The organism is Microcoleus sp. POL10_C6, assembly GCF_036701585.1.
GTDB lineage: Bacteria > Cyanobacteriota > Cyanobacteriia > Cyanobacteriales > Microcoleaceae > Microcoleus.
This window is the reverse complement of record NZ_JAUBRB010000002.1, coordinates 132,519-154,751: the sequence shown is the minus strand read 5'-3', so window position 1 is coordinate 154,751 and position 22,233 is coordinate 132,519. Positions and strand designations below refer to the sequence as shown.

The window sequence follows — 22,233 nt, the reverse complement described above, 5'->3', positions numbered from 1 at the left end:
CTGACAACTGACAAATAATAACTAACATGGCAGCAATCAGACCTGACGAAATTAGCAGCATTATTCGCCAGCAAATTGAGCAGTACGACCAAGACGTAAAAGTCTCTAACGTCGGTACTGTTCTGCAAGTAGGCGACGGCATTGCTCGGATTTATGGCTTGGATAAAGCCATGTCTGGAGAATTGCTAGAATTTGCCGACGGCACGGTGGGCATTGCACTGAACCTGGAACAAGATAACGTCGGTGCAGTGTTGATGGGTCAAGGCCTCGGCATTCAAGAAGGTTCGGCAGTTACTGCTACTGGCAGAATTGCTGAAGTCCCCGTTGGTGAAGCAATGTTGGGACGCGTAGTTGATGCTTTGGCCCGTCCAATTGACGGCAAAGGAGAAATTAAAACTACTGAATCTCGCTTGATTGAATCTCCGGCACCGGGGATTGTTTCTCGCCGTTCTGTTTACGAACCCATGCAAACAGGAATTACCGCTATTGATGCGATGATTCCGGTGGGAAGAGGACAGCGGGAACTGATTATCGGTGACAGACAAACCGGTAAAACTGCGATCGCGATCGACACAATCATCAACCAAAAATCGGAAAACGTAATCTGCGTTTACGTGGCGATCGGTCAAAAAGCTTCTACAGTAGCTAACATCGTCAACGTCCTGCAAGAAAAGGGCGCGATGGACTACACGATCGTAGTAGCAGCCAACGCTAGCGACCCCGCAACCCTGCAATACTTGGCTCCCTACACAGGTGCTAGCTTAGCCGAGTATTTCATGTACAAAGGCAAGCACACTTTGGTCATTTACGATGACCTTTCCAAACAAGCACAAGCTTACCGCCAAATGTCTCTGTTGCTGCGCCGTCCTCCCGGTCGCGAAGCTTATCCCGGAGACGTGTTTTACCTGCACTCTCGCTTGCTAGAACGCGCTGCTAAATTGAGCGACGATTTGGGCGAAGGCAGCATGACTGCTTTGCCAATTATCGAAACCCAAGCTGGTGACGTTTCTGCTTACATTCCGACGAACGTAATTTCGATTACCGACGGTCAAATCTTCCTTTCTTCTGACTTGTTTAACGCTGGTTTGCGTCCGGCAGTAAACCCCGGTATTTCGGTATCGCGGGTAGGTTCAGCGGCTCAAACTAAGGCGATGAAAAAAGTAGCCGGTAAGGTGAAATTGGAATTGGCACAGTTTGAAGAACTGGCAGCATTTTCTCAGTTTGCTTCTGACTTGGATAAAGCTACTCAGAATCAATTGTCGCGCGGTCAGCGCTTGCGCGAACTGTTGAAACAGCCCCAAAGTTCGCCTCTGCCGATGAACGAGCAAGTGGCTGTAATCTATGCCGGTATTAACGGCTATATGGATGACATCCCAGTGGAAAAAGTCAGCAAGTTTACTGTTGGTTTGCGCGACTATTTGCGGACTAGCAAGCCGAAGTACGGCGAAATTGTTCAAGGCGGAAAAGCTTTGACTGATGAAGCTGAAAAGCTGCTGAAAGAAGGCATCACTGAATACAAGCAAAGTTTCTTGGTTTCTGCGTAATTAGTCATTAGTCATCAGTCATTAGTCATTAGTTAAGTCACAGATCCCCCCTAGCCCCCCTTAAGAAGGGGGGGACAAGAGCATTCAAAGTCCCCCAACAACCAGGGGGATTTAGGGGGATCGAGACTTTGAAAAAAACGAGAGATACAGGTGGTTTGGGTCTTAAGTTGACACGAAGAAGGACACGGTGCCGTGTCCCTACCGTAGCTAAGCTGAAAAACTGATGACTAGGAACTAAAAACTCGGAAATAAAGGCTAAGAACTAAGGAGAAAGTTATGGCAAATCTGAAAACTATTCGCGATCGCATTAAGTCGGTCAAGAACACTAAAAAGATTACAGAAGCAATGCGCTTGGTGGCCGCTGCAAAGGTGCGCCGCGCTCAAGAACAGGTGACTGCTACTCGACCTTTTGCCGATCGACTGGCAGAGGTATTGTACGGTTTGGCGGAACGCTTGCAGTTTGAAAACCTGGATTTGCCGCTGCTGAAAAAACGCGAAGTGCGATCGGTGGGACTGTTGGTAGTTTCGGGCGATCGGGGTTTGTGCGGCGGCTACAACAGCAACATCATCAGATACGCCGAAAATCGCGCTAAGGAAATCAAAGCTGAAGGCTTAGACTACAAATACGTGTTGGTAGGACGCAAAGCTACTCAGTATTTCCAGCGCCGCGAACAGCCGATCGATGCTACTTACGCTAACTTAGAACAAATTCCCACAGCACCGGAAGCCGCGCAAATTGCTGACGAATTGCTTTCTTTGTTCCTGTCGGGAACTGTGGACAGAGTTGAGCTAATTTACACCAAGTTTGTGTCATTAATTAGTTCGCGTCCGGTAATTCAAACTTTGCTGCCCCTCGACCCCCAAGGTTTGGAAACTCCCGATGATGAAATCTTCCGCTTGACATCGCAAGGCGGACAGTTTCAAGTATCCCGCGAAAAGGTTGCTTCACCTACGAAGAGTTTGCCCAGAGACATGATTTTCGAGCAAGATCCGGCGCAAATTCTGGAGGCTCTTTTGCCCTTGTATTTGAACAACCAATTGCTGCGGGCTTTGCAAGAGTCTGCTGCTAGCGAGTTGGCAGCGCGGATGACGGCGATGAACAATGCTAGTGAGAATGCTAGCGATTTGATCGGTAGTTTGACACTGACTTATAACAAGGCGCGGCAAGCAGCAATTACTCAGGAAATCCTGGAAGTTTGCGGCGGTGCTGAGGCTTTGAATGGTTAGGTTAGAGTTGACAATTTGTTGATTTTATGCTATGCGTCTGGGGGAACTCAGGCGCTTTTTTTATTTATAAAGTTGTTACAATTGACCACAATGTACTAACAAAGCCAAACTCAAGATTTTTTGCAGAAACCGGGTTTATGAGCGTAAATGATACCTAAATGACTTAAATTAACGCTCTGTAGCGTTTTTCGCGGAAAACGGCATTTATTGCACTATTGCATTAGTATGCACTAGGGCATATAGTTAAAACAATGCACCTGTATGCAAAAAGCTGGTTTTTAGGCAAACTACATAAAAATGTCAAAATGTATATGTTGTAAAGCCTTGAGCCTGTATGGATGAAAACAAGACTGTGGCTATTAGAGTAGAAATGCCGCCGGAGCTGCGGAACCGATTTAAGTCGGCTGTTGCTAGGGACGGTAAAAATATGAGGGATGTTTTGCTGGAATTTATGGAGCAATATGTCATGAAGGCTGAGCAACCAAAAATAGAAGCAAGTCAAAACCAAAACAACACATAGCTGCTGTGTGCAGTGGTGGAGCGATCGCATACAGGGCAAGACATTTAGTTTTTAAACTGTAAGGGAAGTCTGAAGTGAGGAGCGATCGCGTACCGAATCCAAAGCCAGAAAACGTACACCATGTTACAGATCCCGAACTCTGTGAAAAGATGGGCGAAAAATACCACTGGCGGTTAAAAGAAATCCGAGTGACTCGTAACACCCCCCCTGATGTGGCTTGCGTGTTTGAGGGGGAACAAACCTCGTTTCAGGATATGTGGCAAGATTACCAAGATTAAAGGAAAGGGAGGAAAAATGGCAAAAAAAATCTGGATTGTCTACAAAACCGAAAGCATGAGTGCTCCGGGCTGGGAAGAACGTCAGCTTATGCCGAGGGGCGGTCTCACTAATATACTTTGGGAAAATTGGACTTGGGAAGAAAACCCAGAAATTCCTCAAGTAGGGGACAAAACCCGCGATTATGAAAATCTATCTGACCCCGGTAATGGAGTCACCCACGGGAAAGATGGAGATTGGGTAGTTACTCGCGTTCAGCAGTTTTTTGCTTCCGATACTGAGGAGCGAATTGTGGTGTGTTACTGTTCTTACCAACCTGTTACATCTGATTGGGAAGCACTACAACAGGGTGAGTCTGTCAATCAGATGCTAGCAACTGTCGAATAATATTGAGTGGATAATTAGTTCGTAAAAGCGATCGACTATTCCTGCACAATTTCATACAAATCTTCGATCGACAAATCAAAAGTCCTTGCCAACTTGTGCAAGGCTGTCACATCAACTGTTGCTAATCCAGGCGATCGGGCATAGGTTCTGAGGGTACTGTAGACTACGCCCGATCGCTCTGAAACTTCTTTCAGCGTCCAGCCCTTCTCGGCAGCAAATTCTCGAACCCGCAACTTAATTAATCCCATAACCTCTTGACTTTTGACTAATATAAGTCATAAACTTGTAATGTAAAAAGCGATCGCCCCTAGGCCTGGAAAACTCAAGGACGATCGCTTATCAAAGTTCAAATCCCATCAACTGGGATTTATTAACCATCTGAAATTCCCATCAAGTGGGATGTATCAACCATTGAAAATTCCCATCAAGTGGGATGTACCAACTATGTTAGCAAGCTTTCGACCAAAATCAACCCCCAGACACAGATTGAGCCGGTTTGTGACAAAAGAGGCGATCGCGCGGCTGCTGAAAATCAAGGTAGAACAAATATATCGCTTCGAGTGCTGGGCGCATATCCTGTACGTGCACGCCAAAGGGATGAGTCGGTTTGTGAGTTATGCCGACTTTCCGCCTGTTTTGGGAGTGGAATCGCCCTCTGGTTTAGATTTTGGTTATTGGAAGCGCCGGATAGCGAGTCAGAAAGAGAGACACGCGCCGGATTTTTGGGTGGATTTTTATGCGGATAGATTTCATAAAGCTGTTTCTGTTTCTGAATTGTTGGAGTGGGGGCGATTGGTGGGAGTGATTAAATTGATGTTGCGATCAATAGCCGTGGAGTCGCTGCGAAAGGTTTATGCACAAGAAAAATCTCTGCTGGAACATTTTTAAATTATGACTAAAACACGGGTGATTAGAAACCGGGTTTTTTTGCGAAAATACGGCATCCCAGCCTTTAACTAAGTGAAAAACCCGGTTTCTTTGCTGTGCGTAACTCTCATAAATCCGATCTCTGCCACAAATATTCAAAAATTGGTTCAAGCTCGACTGCAACAGTTATAATTTCTCCATACGTTTCCCTCTCTATCCCTTGTTAAGCCCATGAGTAACCTTTCAAACATCCCAGGCGATCGCGGGAATTACAGGCTAAGTCCGCTCAGTCTGCGGTTATGCGTTTGGTGGGGTTGCCGCCGTCGGAGTCGAAGTAGGCTTTGATTGAGTTGGCTGATTAGGTTTTTAGTCAACTTTATTAGGTGCGATCGCGCAGTTTTAGGGAAGATAATCAAATTGTGGTTTACATCTTACCTAAAAAGTTTTATATTAATTAATTGGAGGTATTTATGATGTCTTTTTTGTTCTTATACGACAATCCCGAAAAATTAGAATCCGAAAAGGACAACTTAGACACGGAAATCAAGTTTTTATTAGATTCAAAAAAATACTCTTGGGATAAAATTTATCTATTTTCGGCTTTTGTTAAAGATGATGGGGTGGAACAAGTAAAAAAGATTCTTGTACACCCTTCTTTAAATGAAAATACGGAAGTTGTGATTGCGATCGGACAAAAAGATAATTTTAATGACCCTAGTGATATTCAAAAGTTATTGAAATTTATCGACGAAGAATCAACAAAGATTAAAACTAAGCCTGTTCGTTTTATATGTCCCAAAAATAACTTTCATATCAAAGCCTATTGTTTTTTAGGCCGTCGTGTTATAGACAATCGTGTTATAGACAATAAAGAAATAGGTTTTTCTATCATAGGGTCATCTAATCTAACTGGGTTCGGTCTTAAATGTGAGGGAGAATTATGTATTAGTATCCACCACTTAAATTTAACAAAAGAATTAATTTATCGTTTGTCAAATAAATATAGTAACTCGACTCAGTGGGATCAAGAAATTATGGAGTATGAAATAAAATATAATGAAAAACACTCTCGTAAAGATCAAGCACTGATAACCAGCACACCACCAGATGGTAAATTCCTTAAACTAGGTGTCACTGATGATATTGCTCTTATTGACAAGGGAACTAATCTCGTTAAGGGTAAGGAGGATATAGATTGGTTCCACTCGTATGCACACACAACTATAGAGCAAGCGAAAGAGGATTTTCCCGAACGTTCTTTATGCCTATTATTAACAGAAAACAAGATGTTCAAAATTGTTGAAATCATGCCTCACAGTTCCGATCGAGAAAAGACAGAAGGATGTTTTGTAATATATAGAAAAAAAGTAACTTATGAGCTTTCTGATGATATTCGTAAAATCTTTGAAAAGAAAAAAGAAGAGTATGAAAAAATAAAAATAGCTGAGGAAAAGTATGAGGAATATATAGAAGAAAGGAATCAATACCCTGAATTAGAGTATGCAACTCTAAATATGTTTGAAAACGAAGTTAAGGAATATCAGAAAATGCTCGCCGATCCGAATTATAAAAAAGGGCTAGAAAAAGGTGAGGAGAAGATGCAATCAAAAATTGAGGGACTATTAGAATTAGAAATTGATTATCCTATTTCAAAGGAAAGGCTAAAAAAACTCCTTCAATCCATTTAATGCGCGATCATTGTGTTCTCAATACCAACTTAATTTTACAAGGGTTATGGGATAAAATCATCGTCCTTACCGGCCATAATAGTAATAGCAGGCTTCTTGGAAAAGTGCCATTAATTGTCAGAAAATCAAAGAGAATTTATTGTTTCAGAGTTTATACTTATCTTAAGTCTTTGCTAAAAGTTTAAGTAACTTCTTTGCTGGTAAGCCTGTAAGATGGCATATTTAAGGAACTAGAGATAGTGTTAGTATTAGGGTAATAGTAGAACCTGATGGGAGAGGAATCATTGTATTGACTAAGTGAGAAACCCGGTTCTTTTTCTCAAGTGACTTGGCTCATAATGTGCGATAATTCACCAAAATTTTAAGGAACGAAAAATGGTGAATAACGGGACTAACCAAACCCCTAAGCAGAATTCGGTTAATTGTGGCAGTATTGATGAATCAGAAAGAGCTTTTGGTGAAGCCGAAAGAGCGATTGCTGAATTTCTAGAAAGAGAGGGAAAAAATGTTAAAGCCTTGGTAGAAAAAACCGATGGAGGTAGAAATCCCGATGCTGAGGTAGATGGAAAACACACTGAATTCAAAAGTCTAGATGCCGGTGCTACAAGCGCGACAGTAAAAAATCAGATCAACAATTCGATTAGACGAGGGGGACAGGCTAGGGATATAATTATAGATGCTAGGGCGTCTGGGTTGATAGAAGCTGAGGCTGAACGAGGTTTGCAGAGGGCGAAAAATATTACACGCGGAAAAATTGATAGCGTCCGAATTATTGGCGATATCTATGACATCACTTTTACTGAGTTTCAATAAAGGAGGTTTTTATGTCTCGCACACTAGATATTTTTGTAGACTTTTCACAGGACATCGAACATTTAATCAAAGAATTAGAGTTTTTATTGGCTCTTAAATTAGAGCTGGTTTCTGATGGTACTGATAACTGGTATGAGTTTCGTAATTCAACAATCACTCTTACAGTAGGAAAGCATGATTTTGAAAATGATAAAGAGCTCAACTTTGAAGAATACCCTTACAACCTATCAATCAGAGCGCTGAACATCTCGAATGAACTTGATAGAAAAAAGTGGCGAGATGAGTTTGCTAGTTATGTTCTCCACAAGTTGAAAACTACCGAAAGGTATCGTTTAATGCTGGTGGATGACTTACAAGTGAAGTTAGAGGAGTTTGCGCCATTGGTGAAGGTTTGATCGAACATCATACAGGCAAGTTCTGAAACCGATTTGTAAAAACGAGGAAATGACTATGGTCACTGCTACTGCCGCACAGAAGCATTTTACTCTAGAAGAGTTCATGGCTCATCCCCCCGACCAGATGGAATTGGTAGACGGCAAAGTTGTGGAGAAAAATGGAGCCACGCTCAAGCATGGTAAAATTCAATCAAGCCTGGGTTGTGCTTGGGCAAATTACATGATTTCCAGCAAACAAGGAGGAGAAGTTTATATTTCACCACCTTGCCTCACCAACCGACAAATTCGCCGCCCTGATGTCGCTTATCTCACACCCGAATTAGTTGCACAATTTGGCAACCTTGCCACTTTACCCCAAAGTTTCCCTTTAATTGCCGAAATAGTTTCACCCACCGATATCGCTGAAGATGTCTTTCTCAAAGCACAGGAATATTTAGAATCTAGCTGTCAGGAAGTCTGGTTAGTTTTTCCCGAAAGCCGTTTAATATTCGTGATGACTCAAAATCAAATATTGACATTTAGATCCGGCGATACCGCCAGCAGCCAACAAATCCTCATAGGTTTTAGCATTGATGTCGATCGATTGCTAGCTTAAACTAAATTCTACAACCTTTCATTTAGCAGCACGCCACACAAAATTCTCCTCTACACGTTGCACCAGTTCTGAAATCAAATTGCTACAATATGTTTAAGACTCCTCAGTCCGCCTTCGCGGACTTCGTTTGTAGAGCATCGGAATTCTATTCGGTGGTATTTAATTAATCTCCCACCATTATCGGAGCAAACCGCCATGTCAGACGACTTTTCCTTAGACGAGCTTTTAAATAGAAGTTACTACGCCTTCAAAGACGCAGAAAACCAAGTGGGACAGTGCAATGTTTTAGTCATCGGCAAAACCGGCGTCGGCAAAAGTACCCTGATAAATTCCGTTTTTCGCCAACGCTTAGCAGAAACCGGAGTCGGCCGCCCCATCACTCAAGGCATTCGCCAATATACCAAACCGAATTGCCCGATTACAGTCTACGATACTCCCGGACTCGAACTTAACGCCGAACAAATTAAAGTTATTCAATTAAACGTTGCTAAACTAATTGAAGACCAAAGACTCCTGCACCCCAAAGAACACATTCACGTCATCTGGTACTGCATCAATCACAGCGCCAATAGAATAGAATCTGTCGAGGAAAACTGGCTAAAAGAAATGGAAGTCAAAGATGTACCAGTGATTTTAGTTTTGACTCAAACTACATCTAAAAAGCCGAGCGAGTTTTTCAAGCAACTGGAACACATGAATTTGCCAGTCAGTCAAATCATCCCCGTCATGGCTGAGCCGGAAGAAATTGATGAGGATTATACAGTAAAATCTCACGGTTTAGATAAGTTGGTAGATGCAACTTTTCAACTGCTGCCGGAAGTAGCTAAAAAAGCTTTTGTTAAAGAACAAATTGCAAATATTGCGCTCAAATCCGATATGGCATTTAAGTATCTAAGTGCTTATGTTGCAGGTTCTGCAATTGTCGGCGCGACTCCTGTACCGTTTGCTGATGCGCCGATTTTGATGACGATGCAAACGGCAATGATTGCTAATATTACTGTGATTTTTGGAATGCCCTTTGATAAGGGGTTTATTTCGGCGATGCTGTCTGCTATTAGCGGCGCTGGTGGGGTGACTGCTGTTGGCAGAAGTATTGTTACTAATTTGATTAAAATGATTCCTGGTGCGGGTACTGTTGTCGGCGGTGCTATCTCCGGTGCAACCGCAGCAACTCTCACGCTTGCCCTCGGTTTGGCTTACATTGAAGTGCTTAAAGCTTATATGAAAGCTCAAATTAATGGGGAACAACTTTCTTTGCAGCAGTTGACAAAGATGTTTGTGGATTTTTATAAGGATTATGCTAGTTCGGGGCGTAAAACTTTGAAGGATGAGAAACAGGATCAACCTAAACCTCCTAATCAAATTAATATTGAGTAAATTGGGCATTGGGCATTGGGCATTGGTAATTGGGTTGACAAAGAAAGATAAAATGTAGGGTGCGTAATTCGCACCTTACCCCCGAAGTTAATTAGAAGTTATAAGGAGGTAAATAGTTATGGTAATGGCTGCCGTTTTATCAGAAAATGTTTCTCTAGAAGACTTTATGGCTAATCCCCCCGACGATATGGAATGGGTGGACGGGCAAATCTCGGAGAAAAATGGCATGACAGTAAAACACAGTCGAATCCAATCTAGACTAGATCGTGCTTGGGGAAATTACAAAGATTCTAGCGGACAAGGCGGCGAAGTTTATACGGAAGTTCCTTGCCGTACTGACAGGCGAGTGCGCCGTCCTGATGTAGCTTATCTGACTCCAGAATTAGTCTCACAATATGGTGATGTTCCTACTTTGCCTCAAAGTCCGCCGTTAATTGCAGAAATAGTTTCTCCTACTGATATTGCGGAAGAAATATTTTTGAAAGCACAAGAATATTTAGATTCGGGTTGTCTGGAAGCTTGGATTGTTTTTCCAGAAAGTCGCTGGATATTGATAATGACTCAAACTCAAAAGTTAACTTTTAACCTGGGTTTTACAGTCAGCACTCAGCTAGTGCTGCCGGGTTTTAGTGTTGCGGTTGATGAGTTGTTGGCTTGAAGGCAAAAAATTAATTAGGTATAAGTGCTTTGTGGCAGAGCTCCGGCGTGAGGCTTGTAATAATTTGTGAAAAAGTCATTGACAAAATGCCGTAGCTTGCGGGGCGGGACGCCATCGCTCGCCCAGCCAATTAATAAAAAAAATTATCAATAAAAAATGTCGTTGTAAAATTGCACAAAAGCACAAACAGCGGTAAAATAGTGATTGCTTTGTTTCCAAATCTAGCGTAAATTCCAATTGGGGAATTAAAACCAATAATTGAAATATGTCTAAGACTTACACTGTTGAATTGATCCACCAAGGTTCTACCTATACCGTAGAAGTACCCGAAGATAAACAAATTCTCCGCGCCGCTAACGACGCCGGCATTGAGTTGCCGAGTTCTTGCAATGCGGGGGTTTGTACTACTTGCGCTGGTAAAATTATTGAAGGTAAGGTCGATCAAGCTGATGGTATGGGCGTTAGTCCCGATCTTCAGGCAGAAGGTTATGTGTTGCTGTGTGTTGCTTATCCCCGATCGAACTTGAAGATAGAAACAGAAAAAGAAGACATTGTGTACGATCGCCAATTCGGTAAATCCTAGGACTAAGCTAAAATTGACCTAAGTACCGTTAGCGGTAAAACCACTATGGATCGCCCTATGACCACCCATTTCATTTCCGCAGAAGTTGACCTCCACGATACCGCCGAGCAACTGCACTCGGCTATTGAAATTGAACTGCAAAAGCACGGCGAACCCCTGCGGTGGGCAGTCACAGATGTGGATGTCGATCGGCAAAAGGCTGTGGTAGAAGGCTACGTGCTCGTGGAAGCATCCCCCGCAACATCGTGAACCCCCGCCCTTTGACAGTGGTTTTGATAGTCCCCACAGGCGTTGGAGCCTCGATTGGTGGGTTTGCAGGAGATGCGCTGCCGGTGGCTAGGGCGATCGCCCAAATTTCAGACACCCTGATCACTCACCCCAACGTCCTCAACGGCGCTCAACTTTATTGGCCGATACCTAACGCTCTCTACGTTGAAGGTTACGCCCTTGACAAATTTGCTGCCGGATGCTGGGGCCTACAACCGGTACATCAAAATCGCATCGGCTTAATCCTAGATTCCGCGATCGAACCAGACTTGCAGTTGCGACACTTGCAAGCGGCTGATGCAGCGAGAGCTACATTGGGCTTGAATATAAGTGATTGTGTTTTAACCGATCGCCCTCTGCAAGTAGAATTGCGTATTTCTGAATCAGGGGCATCCTGGGGGACGATCGGCAATCCCGACAGTTTATTGCGCGCCGCAGAAAAATTGATCGAACAAGCAAAAGTAGAGGCGATCGCAGTTGTAGCCAGATTTCCAGACGATGAAGGCAGCCTCGCCCTCGAAAACTACCGCCGCGGCAAAGGAGTTGACCCCCTCGCCGGCGCCGAAGCTGTGATCAGCCACCTCATCGTCAGGACGTTTAAAATCCCCTGCGCCCACGCCCCCGCGCTGTCTGCACTTCCCCTCGATCCGCACCTGTCCCCGCGATCGGCTGCTGAGGAAATCGGCTATACTTTCCTACCTTGCGTCCTTGCCGGCCTCAGCAAAGCTCCCCAATTGGTAGCGCCAGAAAGCCAGCAGCACAATCAATTATCAATTACCGCCGATCGAGTCGATGCGGTGGTGATACCCGCCACAGCCTGCGGTGGCAGTGCTATTCTGAGTTTGAGTGGGCGATCGTCGGTACAAATCATCGCTGTCGGCGACAACAAAACCCAGATGCAGGCGACTCCAGAAAAACTCGGAATCAAAGCTTTGCAGGTAAACTCATATTTAGAGGCGATCGGAGTTTTGGTCGCTTTGCGAGCCGGCATCAGTCCAGCTTCCTTGGGCCCAGAAATCTCCTCCCTGCGTTGTTTGTCTGACTCAACTAAACAACTCTAAAATCTCAAACCTCAAATCTAAAAGTGATTAAGTGGCAGAAAAACTTCCCGGAAATCCTGAAATTGAACCCTTGACGCGCACCCAAGTTTTAGTAGCAATGGGCGTGACAGCAATTATGTTGCTGGCGGTAGCTAAATTGTGGTTGCTATTTGGATCGGTATCGCTTTTGCCAGTCAAATTGATAGGAATGGACTTGCTCAAAGGATTTGCGATCGGACTGGCGATTACAGGCGGCAGTGCGATCGTTTATCACCTCTGGCCGGGTTATCGCCGGAGTGCGGATGTTTACTTGGAAGTAGTGCTAAAACCTTTGTTTTGGCCGGATTTGATTTGGCTGGGACTGCTGCCTGGACTTAGCGAAGAATTGCTATTTCGTGGGGTGATGCTGTCTGCTTTGGGATTGAATGTTACCGGTTTAGTTTTATCGAGTTTTTGTTTCGGTATTCTGCACTTGGGAGGCATGGATCAGTGGCCTTATGCTGTTTGGGCAACGGCTGTCGGATTGCTGTTGGGTTACAGTGTTTTAGCTACTGGGAATTTGTTAGTGCCAATTACGGCTCATATCTGCACAAATTTGATTTCGAGCTGTGTTTGGAAGTGGGAAAACAATCTCGTGAAGCGTTAGATATATCGCAATTCCAAAGCGATTGAAATCGCGCCTGTGCGGCATATAGCAATAAATGCCAACGCGCAAGGGGGTTTTTAGATTGAACGAACCGCGAAGACGCTAAGGGCGCGTTCGGCGAAGCCGTTCCCTTTCCCCGCAGGGGCTCCCGAAGGGTAGGGTAGGAAGAGAAAGAGTTCACAGAGGTGAAAAGGTTTTAACCGCCGATTTTGATGTTTGTTAAGGTAGTTTATAACTGCTCGATCGCACAATCAACTCACCTTGACTCGGGTTACGGCTGAAAATAAAAGCTCCTTCTTGAGTTTCGCCACTTGACAAAAAATCAATTTGTTGATCGCCGGATTCTACAACTTCACCGTTGACGCGCAATTCGGCAATAATTTGCACAGACTCTGCCGTTTCGCCGCCCGTGTTTGTTACTGTAAACGGTACGTAAAATTGTCCTTGAGTTTCGCGAATAGGCGTGTTCCGAGTGACAGAAATAATCGGAGGTTCCTGCTTTTTAGTCACCCAGTTGTAGAGTACGAGCCCGGTGAGGGTAAAGAGGATCAAGCAGGCGATCGCAAATGTCACCCATTCAGCAGGCGTTCTTTTTTGTTGCTGTTCGTTATTACTTTCACTCATACCGCCAACCTCCCCGCCGCGCCACCAACAGCCGCCGGCAATCCCAATACTAACGTATAGCTCAACCAAAGCGACCACGGGTCGTCAAAAGTGAGTTTTTGGAAGAAAAACATCATAAATGCAGAAGCCGCCAGCGACACTAAATAGGCCATAACAGTTTCGCTGAGGGGACGCTGAAAAATCCCTTGCTGTTGCTGCCGTTTTGCTTGATAAGTAAAGCCGGCTACAAATACAATACCGTAGGAAATTAGCAGCGAAGCAGCGATAATTGCTAATTGCCAAGGCGGCGAAATACCTGCCGCTAGCATGGGAATTTCGTCAGTTGGGGCGATGTTGAAAGCAATGATCATCGCGCCGATTAAAGTAGCGCCGATATCTGCTAAAGTTGGGTTAATATTAGGTTCGCTGTCACTGTCTGAGCTTTGATAGCGATCGCCACTCAAGAAACCGCTTGCGAGGGCCACTCCCAAGGCAAACGGGAGACCTTCAAAGATGATTTTTCCCAAAGTTTCTTGCAGCGGAGTCTCCGGCGTAATTTCCCTGAGCAAAAACAGGACAAAAGCCGCGCAGAAAATGCCAATGGCGATCGCTTCTACGGTATCGATTGCAGCATCTAGCCAGCGGATGTCCTTAGTTTTGCGAAAACCTTCAGTGCGAGTCAGCAAGAAAACCACGATAAAAGTAGTTGCGATCGCGATCGACATTTCCGCTGGTTTAGTATACGAACCGATCCACCAAACCTCCATCGTATAAAGCAGGGGAATCCCGAATAAAAAGCCACCCGATGCACCTCGAATGATGTCGTTTAGTTCATTTGACCACTGATTTTTGCGTCTTTTTGATTTTTTCATGTTTGATTGAAAACGCACCTCAAGAAATTGGCAACTAAGTGTTTTTTTAAACCTGCCGAGATAGAATACCATATTTGTTGTATTCTTTCTCTTACTTGCGTCCAATTAATTGGTAGCGGTTAAAAGTCTCAACCGACGAGTTAAAAAACGCTTTTCTCTTGTGTTCACCTTATGCAGCCGAACTACTGACTACCCCAGCAAACCTGCTTCCATTCTACAATCTCACCATCAAAAACAGTCCTAGTTGTTGGACTTGTCACTCCTGCAACAACAATATATTCCTCTCCTGTATCCAAAAGTACCAGTACAGGACGGAGTTTAGATGTTGTTACATCAGCCAAAGGTAGTGCCAGTAAGAGAACTTCTCCTGATTGATAATTTGGTATATTTCAACTATTGTCGTAGATAGCATTTTCCTCGCTGTAGCCAGCCAATAATTGCTCAGCAGCAAGGATCTGCCAAGCAGCGTTTTCCTCTTCTTTATCTTCTTCTGTGTCAGTTGGTTCTTTTACCAGAACAATAAGTCTGACTTCTTGGTTAGCTGCTAAGTGTTTTAAGAGGCGATCGGGAAATTATATTTTCCCTTCATCTGTGACTTTTGCTGAAAAGTCGTAGGCTTTCCTGGTAGGTTGTAATCTGTATTTAACATAATTTTATTAAGGCAGTTATAGTGCGAGTTTAATCTCAGAGGATTCTCCCAAAGCTTCGTTGACTACAATCAGTTTTCCTTGACTATCTGCCCCTAATTGTTGATTGGCATTGAGTAATTCAATTCCATAAATAGTACCGTCTGGGGCAATATCCACATTCATTTGCTCGCTAACCTGGATAGTTTTTACCTGTGCGGTTTTTTCTTGCAGGTATATATAAGCTACGTTGTATCTCGGATCGTAAGTTAGTTTCACGGGAACCTCCTGCTCAAAAGAATTTGACAATTACAGTGATAATCATCCAGTCTTCGCCTTCTGGGGCTGCGATCGCCTCCACTTTCTTCATAGCATAAACTTTTCCCTGCCACTCAGCATTGAAGGAAAAGTTGCGCCTAAATCCGGTTCTGCCAAATTGAGCCGGAAAAGTTGTGCCACTTTCAACAGTAGCAATTACTTCTGCCTCAGTTGCACCTCGCTCAATCAATCGTGCTTGAGCATGGGGATGTAATCTAACGCTCACGTTGCTATTACCTCCTTTTTGCCTCTTTATTTTTACACTAACTTAATTCACCCCAGTCGCGCGATCATCGCATAAGCATCAAAATAAAGGCATGAGCGCCCAACAACAACCTCATTCCATGTACTCCTTAAACTCTTCTAGCGGTTCGTCAAAATCATCCGACATCCAAACCATTGCTTTGGCACTTCCTGCTTGCCGATTGGGTTTAGCTTGTTTGGGAATTACTACCAATTTTACAACAGGCTGGTTATCTTGAGTAATCGCAACTTCTTCCCCTCTCATCGCCGCTTCGATTAATTCCAGAAGTTTTTCTTTAGCCTCAATAAAGTCTACTATATACATAACTTGTGCCTCCTTAATATCAATCTACAAGATCACCATTCAAACTCAATTCGATAAATCCTCTTCCTCCAAATCCACAGGCTGAAACTCTAAATCACCAGACTGCAACTGAGCGGGAGTAGCCGGAATCGCCGCAATTATTGCATCGATTACCTTCGCCACCGGAATAATCTCCATTCCTAACTCTGGCACCGGTTGATTCTTAGGAATAATCGCCCTTTTGAAACCCAATTTCGCTGCTTCCCTCAGCCGCAACTCTAATTGCGAAACCGGCCGCACCTGTCCCCCCAAACCAACTTCTCCAAGCAAAACAGTGCGCGCATCAACAACCCGATCGCGAAAACTGGCCACAACGGCGATCGCAACTGCCAAATCCGCCGCCGGTTCATCCACCTTCAACCCGCCCACCGTCGCCAAAATCACATCTAATTTAGATAAAGGAATCCCCACCCTTTTCTCCAAAACAGCTAAAATTTGCTGCAATCTAGCATTGTCCACACCAGTAGTAGTGCGGCGCGGCGAACCAAAACTTGCAGGGCTGACTAACGCCTGAATTTCTACTAAAATCGGTCGAGTTCCTTCGCAAGTAACAGTCGTCGAAGTACCCGGAGAAAATTCATCTCTATTGCCTAAAAATAACTCCGACGGATTATCTACTTCTCGCAAACCGTTGGCTACCATTTCAAAAACACCGATTTCATGAGTCGCGCCAAAACGGTTTTTCATCGATCGCAAAAGTCGATGAGAAGCAAAGCGATCGCCTTCAAAATACAGTACAGTATCTACCAAATGTTCCAAAACCCTCGGCCCGGCCAAAGCTCCATCTTTCGTAACGTGACCGACAATAAATAAAGTAATATTTTCCCTTTTCGCCACCTGCATCAAAGCAGACGTACATTCCCGCACCTGAGCCACCGAACCCGGAGCCGATGTTAAACTAGCAAAATAAATAGTTTGGATGCTGTCAATCACCGCCACATTCGGTTTCAGCGCTTCCAACTCCCGCAAAACAACCTCTAAATCCGTCTCTGGAAGCAAATAGAAATTCTCCGCTGAATTGTCCTCCGAATCCTTTTTAGCTTCCCCGTTACTGCCGGATTTATGTCCGCCGTTGCTTGACAAATCAACCGGATTAGCCACGCCCAAACGCTGCGATCGCAACTTTACCTGCTGGCCCGACTCCTCCGCACTCACATAGAGTATTCTATCCTTGCGGGCCAACATATTCGCCACCTGCAAAAGCAGCGTCGATTTCCCGATTCCCGGTTCCCCCCCAATCAACACCAACGAGCCCGGAACAATCCCCCCTCCCAAAACTCGATCAAGTTCCCCGTAACCAGAAGGCCAGCGAGACTGAGTTTGGTCGGAAATCTGCGATAATCTGAAAGATACCCTTGGTTGACCCTTCGACTTATCAGGGGGCGAACCGCCCACTGTCTTAGTTGTCACCCCAGTTAAACCAGCCCGCGGCACACCAGCAGTAGGTTGCTCTAACTGCTCGTCAAAAGAATCCCACTTCTGACAGCTAGGACATCTGCCAAAATATTGTGGTGAATCATAGCCGCATTCCCGACAAATATATTGTATTCGAGGCTTAGGCATTGTTTTATGATAAATAGTCACCCTTAAAATTTAGAAAAGTCTGAGTTAAAGCAATTATCAAGCTTTCAGACCGATCACCGCCCATGATTCAATTTGTGTCTTCTATGATAGGGTACAAAAAAATAACATTATCTGAAATGTAACTTAAGGAGTGCTCGGTAACTTGGAAAACCATAAAGAAAAAATTCTGGTAGTCGATGACGAAGCCAGTATCCGCCGCATTCTGGAGACTCGCCTTTCCATGATTGGCTACGATGTCGTCACCGCTGCTGACGGCGAAGAAGCTCTCGAAACATTTCGCAACACCGAACCAGACTTAGTGGTTTTGGACGTGATGATGCCGAAGCTAGACGGTTATGGCGTCTGTCAGGAGTTGCGTAAAGAGTCAGACGTACCCATCATCATGCTAACTGCTTTGGGAGACGTAGCCGATCGCATCACCGGTTTAGAATTAGGCGCCGACGATTACGTCGTCAAACCTTTTTCTCCCAAAGAACTCGAAGCCCGCATCCGTTCGGTATTGCGCCGGGTTGACAAAAACGGTGCGTCAGGCATTCCTAGTTCCGGAGTCATCCACGTCACCAATATTAGGATTGACACCAACAAGCGCCAAGTTTACAAAGGCGACGAACGAATTCGGCTCACGGGCATGGAATTCAGCCTGTTAGAACTGCTTGTCAGCCGTTCTGGAGAGCCTTTTTCGCGATCGGAAATTTTGCAGGAAGTCTGGGGATACACGCCAGAACGCCACGTAGACACCCGCGTAGTGGACGTTCACATCTCGCGGCTTAGGGCAAAGTTGGAAGACGACCCCAGTAATCCCGAATTAATTCTCACCGCCCGCGGTACAGGCTATCTGTTCCAGCGAATTGTCGAAATAGGAGAAGTAGGATAAAGTCAGTTGACAGTTGACGGTTGACGGTTGGCAGTTGGCAGTTGGCATTAGTTAAATTACCAACTACCAATTACCAATTACCAATGACTAATGACTAATGACTAATGACTAATGACTAATGACTAAATCTGATCCCAATAAAGTTTTGCGGCAATTGCCCTTAGTTGCAGGAGGGTTAGCAGGTACGCTGCTAATGGTCAACCGCTTGCTGACAGAGCAAATTACAGATTCTCAAGCTCGATCGGACGCTTTGGGAGTAATTATCAGCGCTTTGCTGATTTTAACAGGTTTGCTGTGGCAGCAGGTGCAAGCGCGATCGCCCGATTCCGTAAAACTTATCGGCGAAGAAGGTTTTGAATTTGCGCCGGATTTGCCGGAGGCTGTGAAAATAGAATTAGCCTGGGCGTCGCGTTTGCTGTTGACAAATACCGCCACCAGGTCGATCGTAATTGTGTATCAGGGAAAAGTTCTATTGCGGCGCGGTATTTTAGGCATCAATCCCGAAGTCAAACCAGGGCCGATATTGCAGCGAGTGCTCGACAAAAATAAACCAGTTTATTTAGTAAATCTCAATATTTACCCTGGGCGAATAGAATTTGACTATTTGCCAGAAAATACTCAAGGAGTCATCTGTCAGCCCATCGGCAGCCAAGGCGTTTTAATCTTAGGTGCTAACGCGCCCCGCAGCTATACAAAACAAGATGAAAACTGGGTTGAAGGGATTGCCGACAAACTAGAAAATACCATCAATCGATTTTAGATTTTAGGTTTTAGATTGTGGATTTTAGATTGTGGGTTTTAGATTATGGATTTTAGATTGGGGATTGTAGATTGTGGATTTTAGATTGGGGATTGCACAATGGCAGCCCTCTCAAGGTGCGATCGACCGATTTGCCTCATTCTAGGTGTTGGCTATCGGCAATAAACAAGATTTATTACCGATATCTTTTGAAAAGAAGAAGAGCGAGTCCCCCAATGAAATTTCGACAGTTTGAGGGTCTTCTGCACCACTCCTGAGCCTGCTGCGTGCACCAGGCGCATCTTAGTCCTCAACAACGCTCTCCGGGTGCGCTAGGCGCACCTTACTAGCTCAAAACTCTCAACTCAAAACTCAAAACTACTACCGAGCCCAGTCAGTACCGCGCCACAGCGTAAAAAACAAAACACTAGAAATCAGCGCGCCCAGCAGCCACTTAACAGCATTTTTAAATAACCCCACGCGCTGATTTGACTGAACCGCAGCACTTTGCGTCTGTAACCGTTCCTTAGCCGGAGTAATTCTCGAAAGAATTTGTTCTTTCAATTGCTGTGGGTTTTGCGTATCCGCTTGTACCCCCAAACGAGTAAGTTCCCCCGCCAAATTCCTTAAATCTTCAGGACTACCCTTTTTTAACCTGTCTTCCACCTGCTGCAACTGAGCTAATTGTTGGTTTGCTTGAGTAGTAATTTGCTGGTTGTTTTGGTTGTTGACGTAGATAGTGCCAAAAATTCCCAAAGGCAGCATCAACAGAAAAACCAGACCTAGCAGCAGACAAACCCAAGACAAAACCTTCAAAAAAACGTCTTCCAAACCTCTGCGGTCGTACCCTTCGCCAAAAAATATCAGCGCCATTGCCAGTAGAGGAACTGGCACTCGTTCCACTACAGCCCCAATCGTCTGCAATTCCCAGAGGCGATTGCCAAAATTTGCGGGTATAAGAACTGCAATCGTATCTAATACAGACAAAATTAATAGACCGTAGCCAATCCAACGCAGTCTGTAGATAGAAAAACCTTGTTCGCCTTGTAAGTCATTCATAAAATAATCAGAGTTGTTGTTAAGAAAAATCTCTCTTGACCCCGCCCCAGAACGGAGACAAGCCCCCGACAACAGTCGTGGAGAGTCAAAAATTTTAGACTCTTGTTCCAGCTTCCAGATTCACCTGTGGAGTAAATATAAAAGCTAAAAGCTAAAAGCTAAAATCGACTGACTCGACTCAAGGCTCGGGGAATCGCGGCTGCCACCACTCATACCAAGAAACCCAAGCATTCTCTAGAATTTTTTTGGCATCTTCTGGAGTTGTTTTATCCAAAGGCACAGACATCTGAGTCCACAAACAGCGCCGGTCTTGAATATTTCCCCTACCCAACAACCAAAACAGAATACGGTTTGGCTGCCAATCGTGAGTATTTCGATTATATCTAAACTGTTGGGAAGTTACTGTAGCACTGCCACGAGGATTGATACACGAACTCAAATACAGTCGATTTTTCTGTTGCAAAATTCCGTGAAACCCCGCACCTTGAGTGTTTGCCAATGCTAGTTTACCAGGAGACGACTTGAGAACAGTATGTCCTTTCATCATACCTTCCACATCCCCAATGGTGTTTACCGCATACCGCATCTCTATTTCTAGAGCCATGCTATTTTTTTGATATTCATATTTCCTGGCAGCTTTGAATTCTGAATTTTCCTTAATTTCCAGAAGCGCGCTCTTGTTTAGTTTCCAATCGGCTAGAGGCACCGACTCGGGAAACTCAAACGGGGTTGCCAGATTATTGTTAGCCGATGGATAGAAAACCAATTTTCCGGCAACCAACAAAACGCCTCCCAAAGTAACAGCCAACAGGGAAAGCCTAAGTGGTTTCCAAGAGGTAATAGCCATTAGCAATTCTGTCCTTCCTTATTTGGGGGTTGGTCTTTCAAAATTGCAAACCAGCAGAATAACCCGAAAATAAATACAGAAATCATCGAAAATATTACCGAACCATTTCCTTCGTGCCAGTATTTAAATGCTTCGGGTTGAGATAGCGATACCAGCACCGCCAGGAGACCAACTCGCGCGGCATTAACTAGAAATGCAGTAATTATGGCCACGAATGGCAATACAATTTTCTGACCCGTAGTGGTAGGAAACATCAGTAAGAAAACCAGAGCTAGTCCTAACAATTGTAGCATCGCATTTACGCCGGAACAGCCGTGATACACTTCCACGCTGCCCTTTTCCAGGATTAGAAAAACCCCTTTCCGCACCACTTCAAATCCTATATAGTGCAGGAGGAAAGCTGAAAATTTTGCTGTTAATAGGGCGACATCAACGAAGACTCCGATTAATCCGGGAGGAATAGCTGTATAGCCAAGAATTAGAAGTTCCTGCCAATATTGTTTCAGTCCTTTTGTGCCGGAAGCCAGCAATGCAAGACTGATTCCTGACAAAAAAGGCGTTGCTCGGATGAAAAAGTCGTATCCAGATATCGACGAACTTTTGAGCAATATTAAAGCAATTAAGGATGACCCCAAGAAGCTGGCGAAAACTCCGCTTTCAAAAGTTAAGGATTCGTGCCTTTCCCAAATTAAAAATGCTACGACTCCCCAAAAAAGTAACATTGTACCGAACAGGTCAGTGTCGTTTGTTCTGGAAGTCAGAGTTAGGTGTATGGCAATCAAACCGGAGGCGATGCCTAACAGCCAGTATTTAGGTTCTTGGATGTGCTTGAGCGAGTTTATTTCGGTCATTGCTGCTTTTTGTTTTTCCTAAAAGCTTCTAAAATGCTTACTCTTGTAACCCTATTAAAATTATCAGCTACAAACACTTGAATTTATGCGTTTGGGATGATTTTTCACTAAATCTTCACAAAGATTGACAAGAGCAAATATGTGTGATATCACCTTTGCCTAATTAAATCTGAAGTTAGGTGCAAAGACCAAAGACAACAGGTTTTTCAATTCGGATCGATCGCACTTAACGAATGATTTTCCTCCTGCAAACCCGGTTTCTGCGCCAAGAGTTAAAATGTAAAGCTTGAAGGCAAGACAGAAACCTTTCTGGACGCACTCTTGAGCTGAAAAACCAGTTTTTTAGTGGTTCTGGTTCGTGGTAGCCCGT

At 44.4% G+C, this 22,233-nt stretch carries 28 protein-coding genes; 18 read left to right on the top strand and 10 right to left on the bottom strand.

The window, feature by feature from the left end; all coding sequences use genetic code 11:
- Positions 1 to 26 precede the first annotated feature (26 nt).
- The 5 genes from atpA (at position 27) to QUA34_RS01780 (ending at position 3,954) form a co-directional block, all read left to right on the top strand.
- Entirely contained in the window at positions 27 to 1,544 is a 1,518-nt protein-coding gene (atpA, locus tag QUA34_RS01800; RefSeq protein WP_333037344.1) for a F0F1 ATP synthase subunit alpha, read from the top strand.
- Between the two features lie 276 nt (positions 1,545 to 1,820).
- Complete coding sequence (locus tag QUA34_RS01795) at positions 1,821 to 2,771, top strand: F0F1 ATP synthase subunit gamma (protein WP_006631110.1); 951 nt, start codon at positions 1,821 to 1,823, stop codon at positions 2,769 to 2,771.
- Between the two features lie 334 nt (positions 2,772 to 3,105).
- Positions 3,106 to 3,291, top strand: coding sequence for a copy number control protein (locus QUA34_RS01790; protein WP_190657378.1), 186 nt, complete (start codon positions 3,106 to 3,108; stop codon positions 3,289 to 3,291).
- A gap of 74 nt (positions 3,292 to 3,365) precedes the next feature.
- The gene (locus QUA34_RS01785; RefSeq protein WP_333050416.1) at positions 3,366 to 3,569 is read left to right on the top strand and encodes a hypothetical protein; all 204 of its coding nucleotides are present in this window, start codon (positions 3,366 to 3,368) and stop codon (positions 3,567 to 3,569) included.
- Between the two features lie 16 nt (positions 3,570 to 3,585).
- Positions 3,586 to 3,954, top strand: coding sequence for a hypothetical protein (locus tag QUA34_RS01780; protein ID WP_333211095.1), 369 nt, complete (start codon positions 3,586 to 3,588; stop codon positions 3,952 to 3,954).
- A gap of 35 nt (positions 3,955 to 3,989) precedes the next feature.
- On the opposite strand, the gene QUA34_RS01775 is transcribed toward QUA34_RS01780, so the two are convergent.
- The gene (locus QUA34_RS01775; RefSeq protein ID WP_332958465.1) at positions 3,990 to 4,202 is read right to left on the bottom strand and encodes a helix-turn-helix transcriptional regulator; all 213 of its coding nucleotides are present in this window, start codon (positions 4,200 to 4,202) and stop codon (positions 3,990 to 3,992) included.
- 151 nt (positions 4,203 to 4,353) lie between these two features.
- On the opposite strand from QUA34_RS01775, the gene QUA34_RS01770 reads away from it, so the two are divergent.
- From QUA34_RS01770 to QUA34_RS01720, 11 genes are all read left to right on the top strand, one after another.
- Complete coding sequence (locus QUA34_RS01770) at positions 4,354 to 4,842, top strand: hypothetical protein (RefSeq protein ID WP_333383611.1); 489 nt, start codon at positions 4,354 to 4,356, stop codon at positions 4,840 to 4,842.
- A 449-nt stretch (positions 4,843 to 5,291) separates the two neighbouring features.
- Entirely contained in the window at positions 5,292 to 6,509 is a 1,218-nt protein-coding gene (locus QUA34_RS01765) for a phospholipase D family protein (protein ID WP_333383608.1), read from the top strand.
- 375 nt (positions 6,510 to 6,884) lie between these two features.
- Positions 6,885 to 7,322: a CdiA C-terminal domain-containing protein gene (locus QUA34_RS01760; RefSeq protein ID WP_333383605.1), complete on the top strand. Its 438-nt coding sequence runs from the start codon at positions 6,885 to 6,887 to the stop codon at positions 7,320 to 7,322.
- Positions 7,323 to 7,333: 11 nt separating this feature from the next.
- Positions 7,334 to 7,717 carry a hypothetical protein gene (locus QUA34_RS01755; RefSeq protein WP_333383603.1) on the top strand — a complete coding sequence of 128 codons (384 nt, stop codon included), beginning with the start codon at positions 7,334 to 7,336 and terminating at the stop codon, positions 7,715 to 7,717.
- A 55-nt stretch (positions 7,718 to 7,772) separates the two neighbouring features.
- The gene (locus tag QUA34_RS01750) at positions 7,773 to 8,312 is read left to right on the top strand and encodes a Uma2 family endonuclease (protein WP_333383778.1); all 540 of its coding nucleotides are present in this window, start codon (positions 7,773 to 7,775) and stop codon (positions 8,310 to 8,312) included.
- 195 nt (positions 8,313 to 8,507) lie between these two features.
- Entirely contained in the window at positions 8,508 to 9,689 is a 1,182-nt protein-coding gene (locus QUA34_RS01745; RefSeq protein WP_333383600.1) for a GTPase, read from the top strand.
- Between the two features lie 118 nt (positions 9,690 to 9,807).
- On the top strand, positions 9,808 to 10,347 hold the full coding sequence (locus QUA34_RS01740; RefSeq protein ID WP_333383597.1) for a Uma2 family endonuclease: 540 nt from the start codon (positions 9,808 to 9,810) through the stop codon (positions 10,345 to 10,347).
- A 265-nt stretch (positions 10,348 to 10,612) separates the two neighbouring features.
- Positions 10,613 to 10,930, top strand: coding sequence for a 2Fe-2S iron-sulfur cluster-binding protein (locus QUA34_RS01735; RefSeq protein ID WP_333069026.1), 318 nt, complete (start codon positions 10,613 to 10,615; stop codon positions 10,928 to 10,930).
- A gap of 57 nt (positions 10,931 to 10,987) precedes the next feature.
- A complete protein-coding gene (locus QUA34_RS01730; RefSeq protein WP_333076025.1) occupies positions 10,988 to 11,179 on the top strand; it encodes a hypothetical protein in 192 nt (63 codons plus the stop codon).
- Positions 11,176 to 12,258, top strand: a complete 1,083-nt coding sequence (locus QUA34_RS01725) for a DUF3326 domain-containing protein (RefSeq protein ID WP_333383593.1) — start codon at positions 11,176 to 11,178, stop codon at positions 12,256 to 12,258. Before QUA34_RS01730 ends, QUA34_RS01725 begins: the two co-directional genes overlap by 4 nt.
- 31 nt (positions 12,259 to 12,289) lie before the next feature.
- The gene (locus QUA34_RS01720; protein WP_333383591.1) at positions 12,290 to 12,883 is read left to right on the top strand and encodes a CPBP family intramembrane glutamic endopeptidase; all 594 of its coding nucleotides are present in this window, start codon (positions 12,290 to 12,292) and stop codon (positions 12,881 to 12,883) included.
- A 219-nt stretch (positions 12,884 to 13,102) separates the two neighbouring features.
- Here the strand turns inward: QUA34_RS01720 and QUA34_RS01715 are convergent, their stop codons facing one another.
- The 6 genes from QUA34_RS01715 to radA form a co-directional block, all read right to left on the bottom strand.
- Complete coding sequence (locus QUA34_RS01715) at positions 13,103 to 13,507, bottom strand: TIGR02588 family protein (protein WP_333383588.1); 405 nt, start codon at positions 13,505 to 13,507, stop codon at positions 13,103 to 13,105.
- Complete coding sequence (locus QUA34_RS01710) at positions 13,504 to 14,358, bottom strand: TIGR02587 family membrane protein (protein ID WP_333383586.1); 855 nt, start codon at positions 14,356 to 14,358, stop codon at positions 13,504 to 13,506. Before QUA34_RS01710 ends, QUA34_RS01715 begins: the two co-directional genes overlap by 4 nt.
- A gap of 665 nt (positions 14,359 to 15,023) precedes the next feature.
- On the bottom strand, positions 15,024 to 15,263 hold the full coding sequence (locus QUA34_RS01705; protein ID WP_332985709.1) for a DUF2283 domain-containing protein: 240 nt from the start codon (positions 15,261 to 15,263) through the stop codon (positions 15,024 to 15,026).
- Positions 15,264 to 15,276: 13 nt separating this feature from the next.
- On the bottom strand, positions 15,277 to 15,528 hold the full coding sequence (locus QUA34_RS01700) for a DUF4258 domain-containing protein (protein ID WP_333295874.1): 252 nt from the start codon (positions 15,526 to 15,528) through the stop codon (positions 15,277 to 15,279).
- A gap of 111 nt (positions 15,529 to 15,639) precedes the next feature.
- Positions 15,640 to 15,870, bottom strand: a complete 231-nt coding sequence (locus QUA34_RS01695) for a type II toxin-antitoxin system prevent-host-death family antitoxin (protein WP_333383583.1) — start codon at positions 15,868 to 15,870, stop codon at positions 15,640 to 15,642.
- A 45-nt stretch (positions 15,871 to 15,915) separates the two neighbouring features.
- The gene (gene radA, locus QUA34_RS01690; protein WP_333108875.1) at positions 15,916 to 17,472 is read right to left on the bottom strand and encodes a DNA repair protein RadA; all 1,557 of its coding nucleotides are present in this window, start codon (positions 17,470 to 17,472) and stop codon (positions 15,916 to 15,918) included.
- Between the two features lie 163 nt (positions 17,473 to 17,635).
- Here radA and rpaB point away from each other — a divergent pair, with 163 nt between their 5' ends.
- Both rpaB and QUA34_RS01680 read left to right on the top strand, forming a co-directional pair.
- The gene (gene rpaB, locus QUA34_RS01685) at positions 17,636 to 18,367 is read left to right on the top strand and encodes a response regulator transcription factor RpaB (protein WP_071587789.1); all 732 of its coding nucleotides are present in this window, start codon (positions 17,636 to 17,638) and stop codon (positions 18,365 to 18,367) included.
- 118 nt (positions 18,368 to 18,485) lie between these two features.
- The gene (locus QUA34_RS01680; protein WP_333324756.1) at positions 18,486 to 19,127 is read left to right on the top strand and encodes a cofactor assembly of complex C subunit B; all 642 of its coding nucleotides are present in this window, start codon (positions 18,486 to 18,488) and stop codon (positions 19,125 to 19,127) included.
- Positions 19,128 to 19,487: 360 nt separating this feature from the next.
- Here the strand turns inward: QUA34_RS01680 and hpsJ-A are convergent, their stop codons facing one another.
- From hpsJ-A to crtA, 3 genes are all read right to left on the bottom strand, one after another.
- Positions 19,488 to 20,165 carry an HpsJ-like protein, cyanoexosortase A-associated gene (hpsJ-A, locus tag QUA34_RS01675; RefSeq protein WP_333324757.1) on the bottom strand — a complete coding sequence of 226 codons (678 nt, stop codon included), beginning with the start codon at positions 20,163 to 20,165 and terminating at the stop codon, positions 19,488 to 19,490.
- Between the two features lie 178 nt (positions 20,166 to 20,343).
- A complete protein-coding gene (locus QUA34_RS01670; protein ID WP_333324759.1) occupies positions 20,344 to 21,012 on the bottom strand; it encodes a cyanoexosortase A system-associated protein in 669 nt (222 codons plus the stop codon).
- On the bottom strand, positions 21,012 to 21,863 hold the full coding sequence (gene crtA / locus QUA34_RS01665; protein ID WP_333383578.1) for a cyanoexosortase A: 852 nt from the start codon (positions 21,861 to 21,863) through the stop codon (positions 21,012 to 21,014). The genes QUA34_RS01670 and crtA overlap by 1 nt, the downstream gene beginning before the upstream one ends.
- Positions 21,864 to 22,233: the final 370 nt, after the last annotated feature.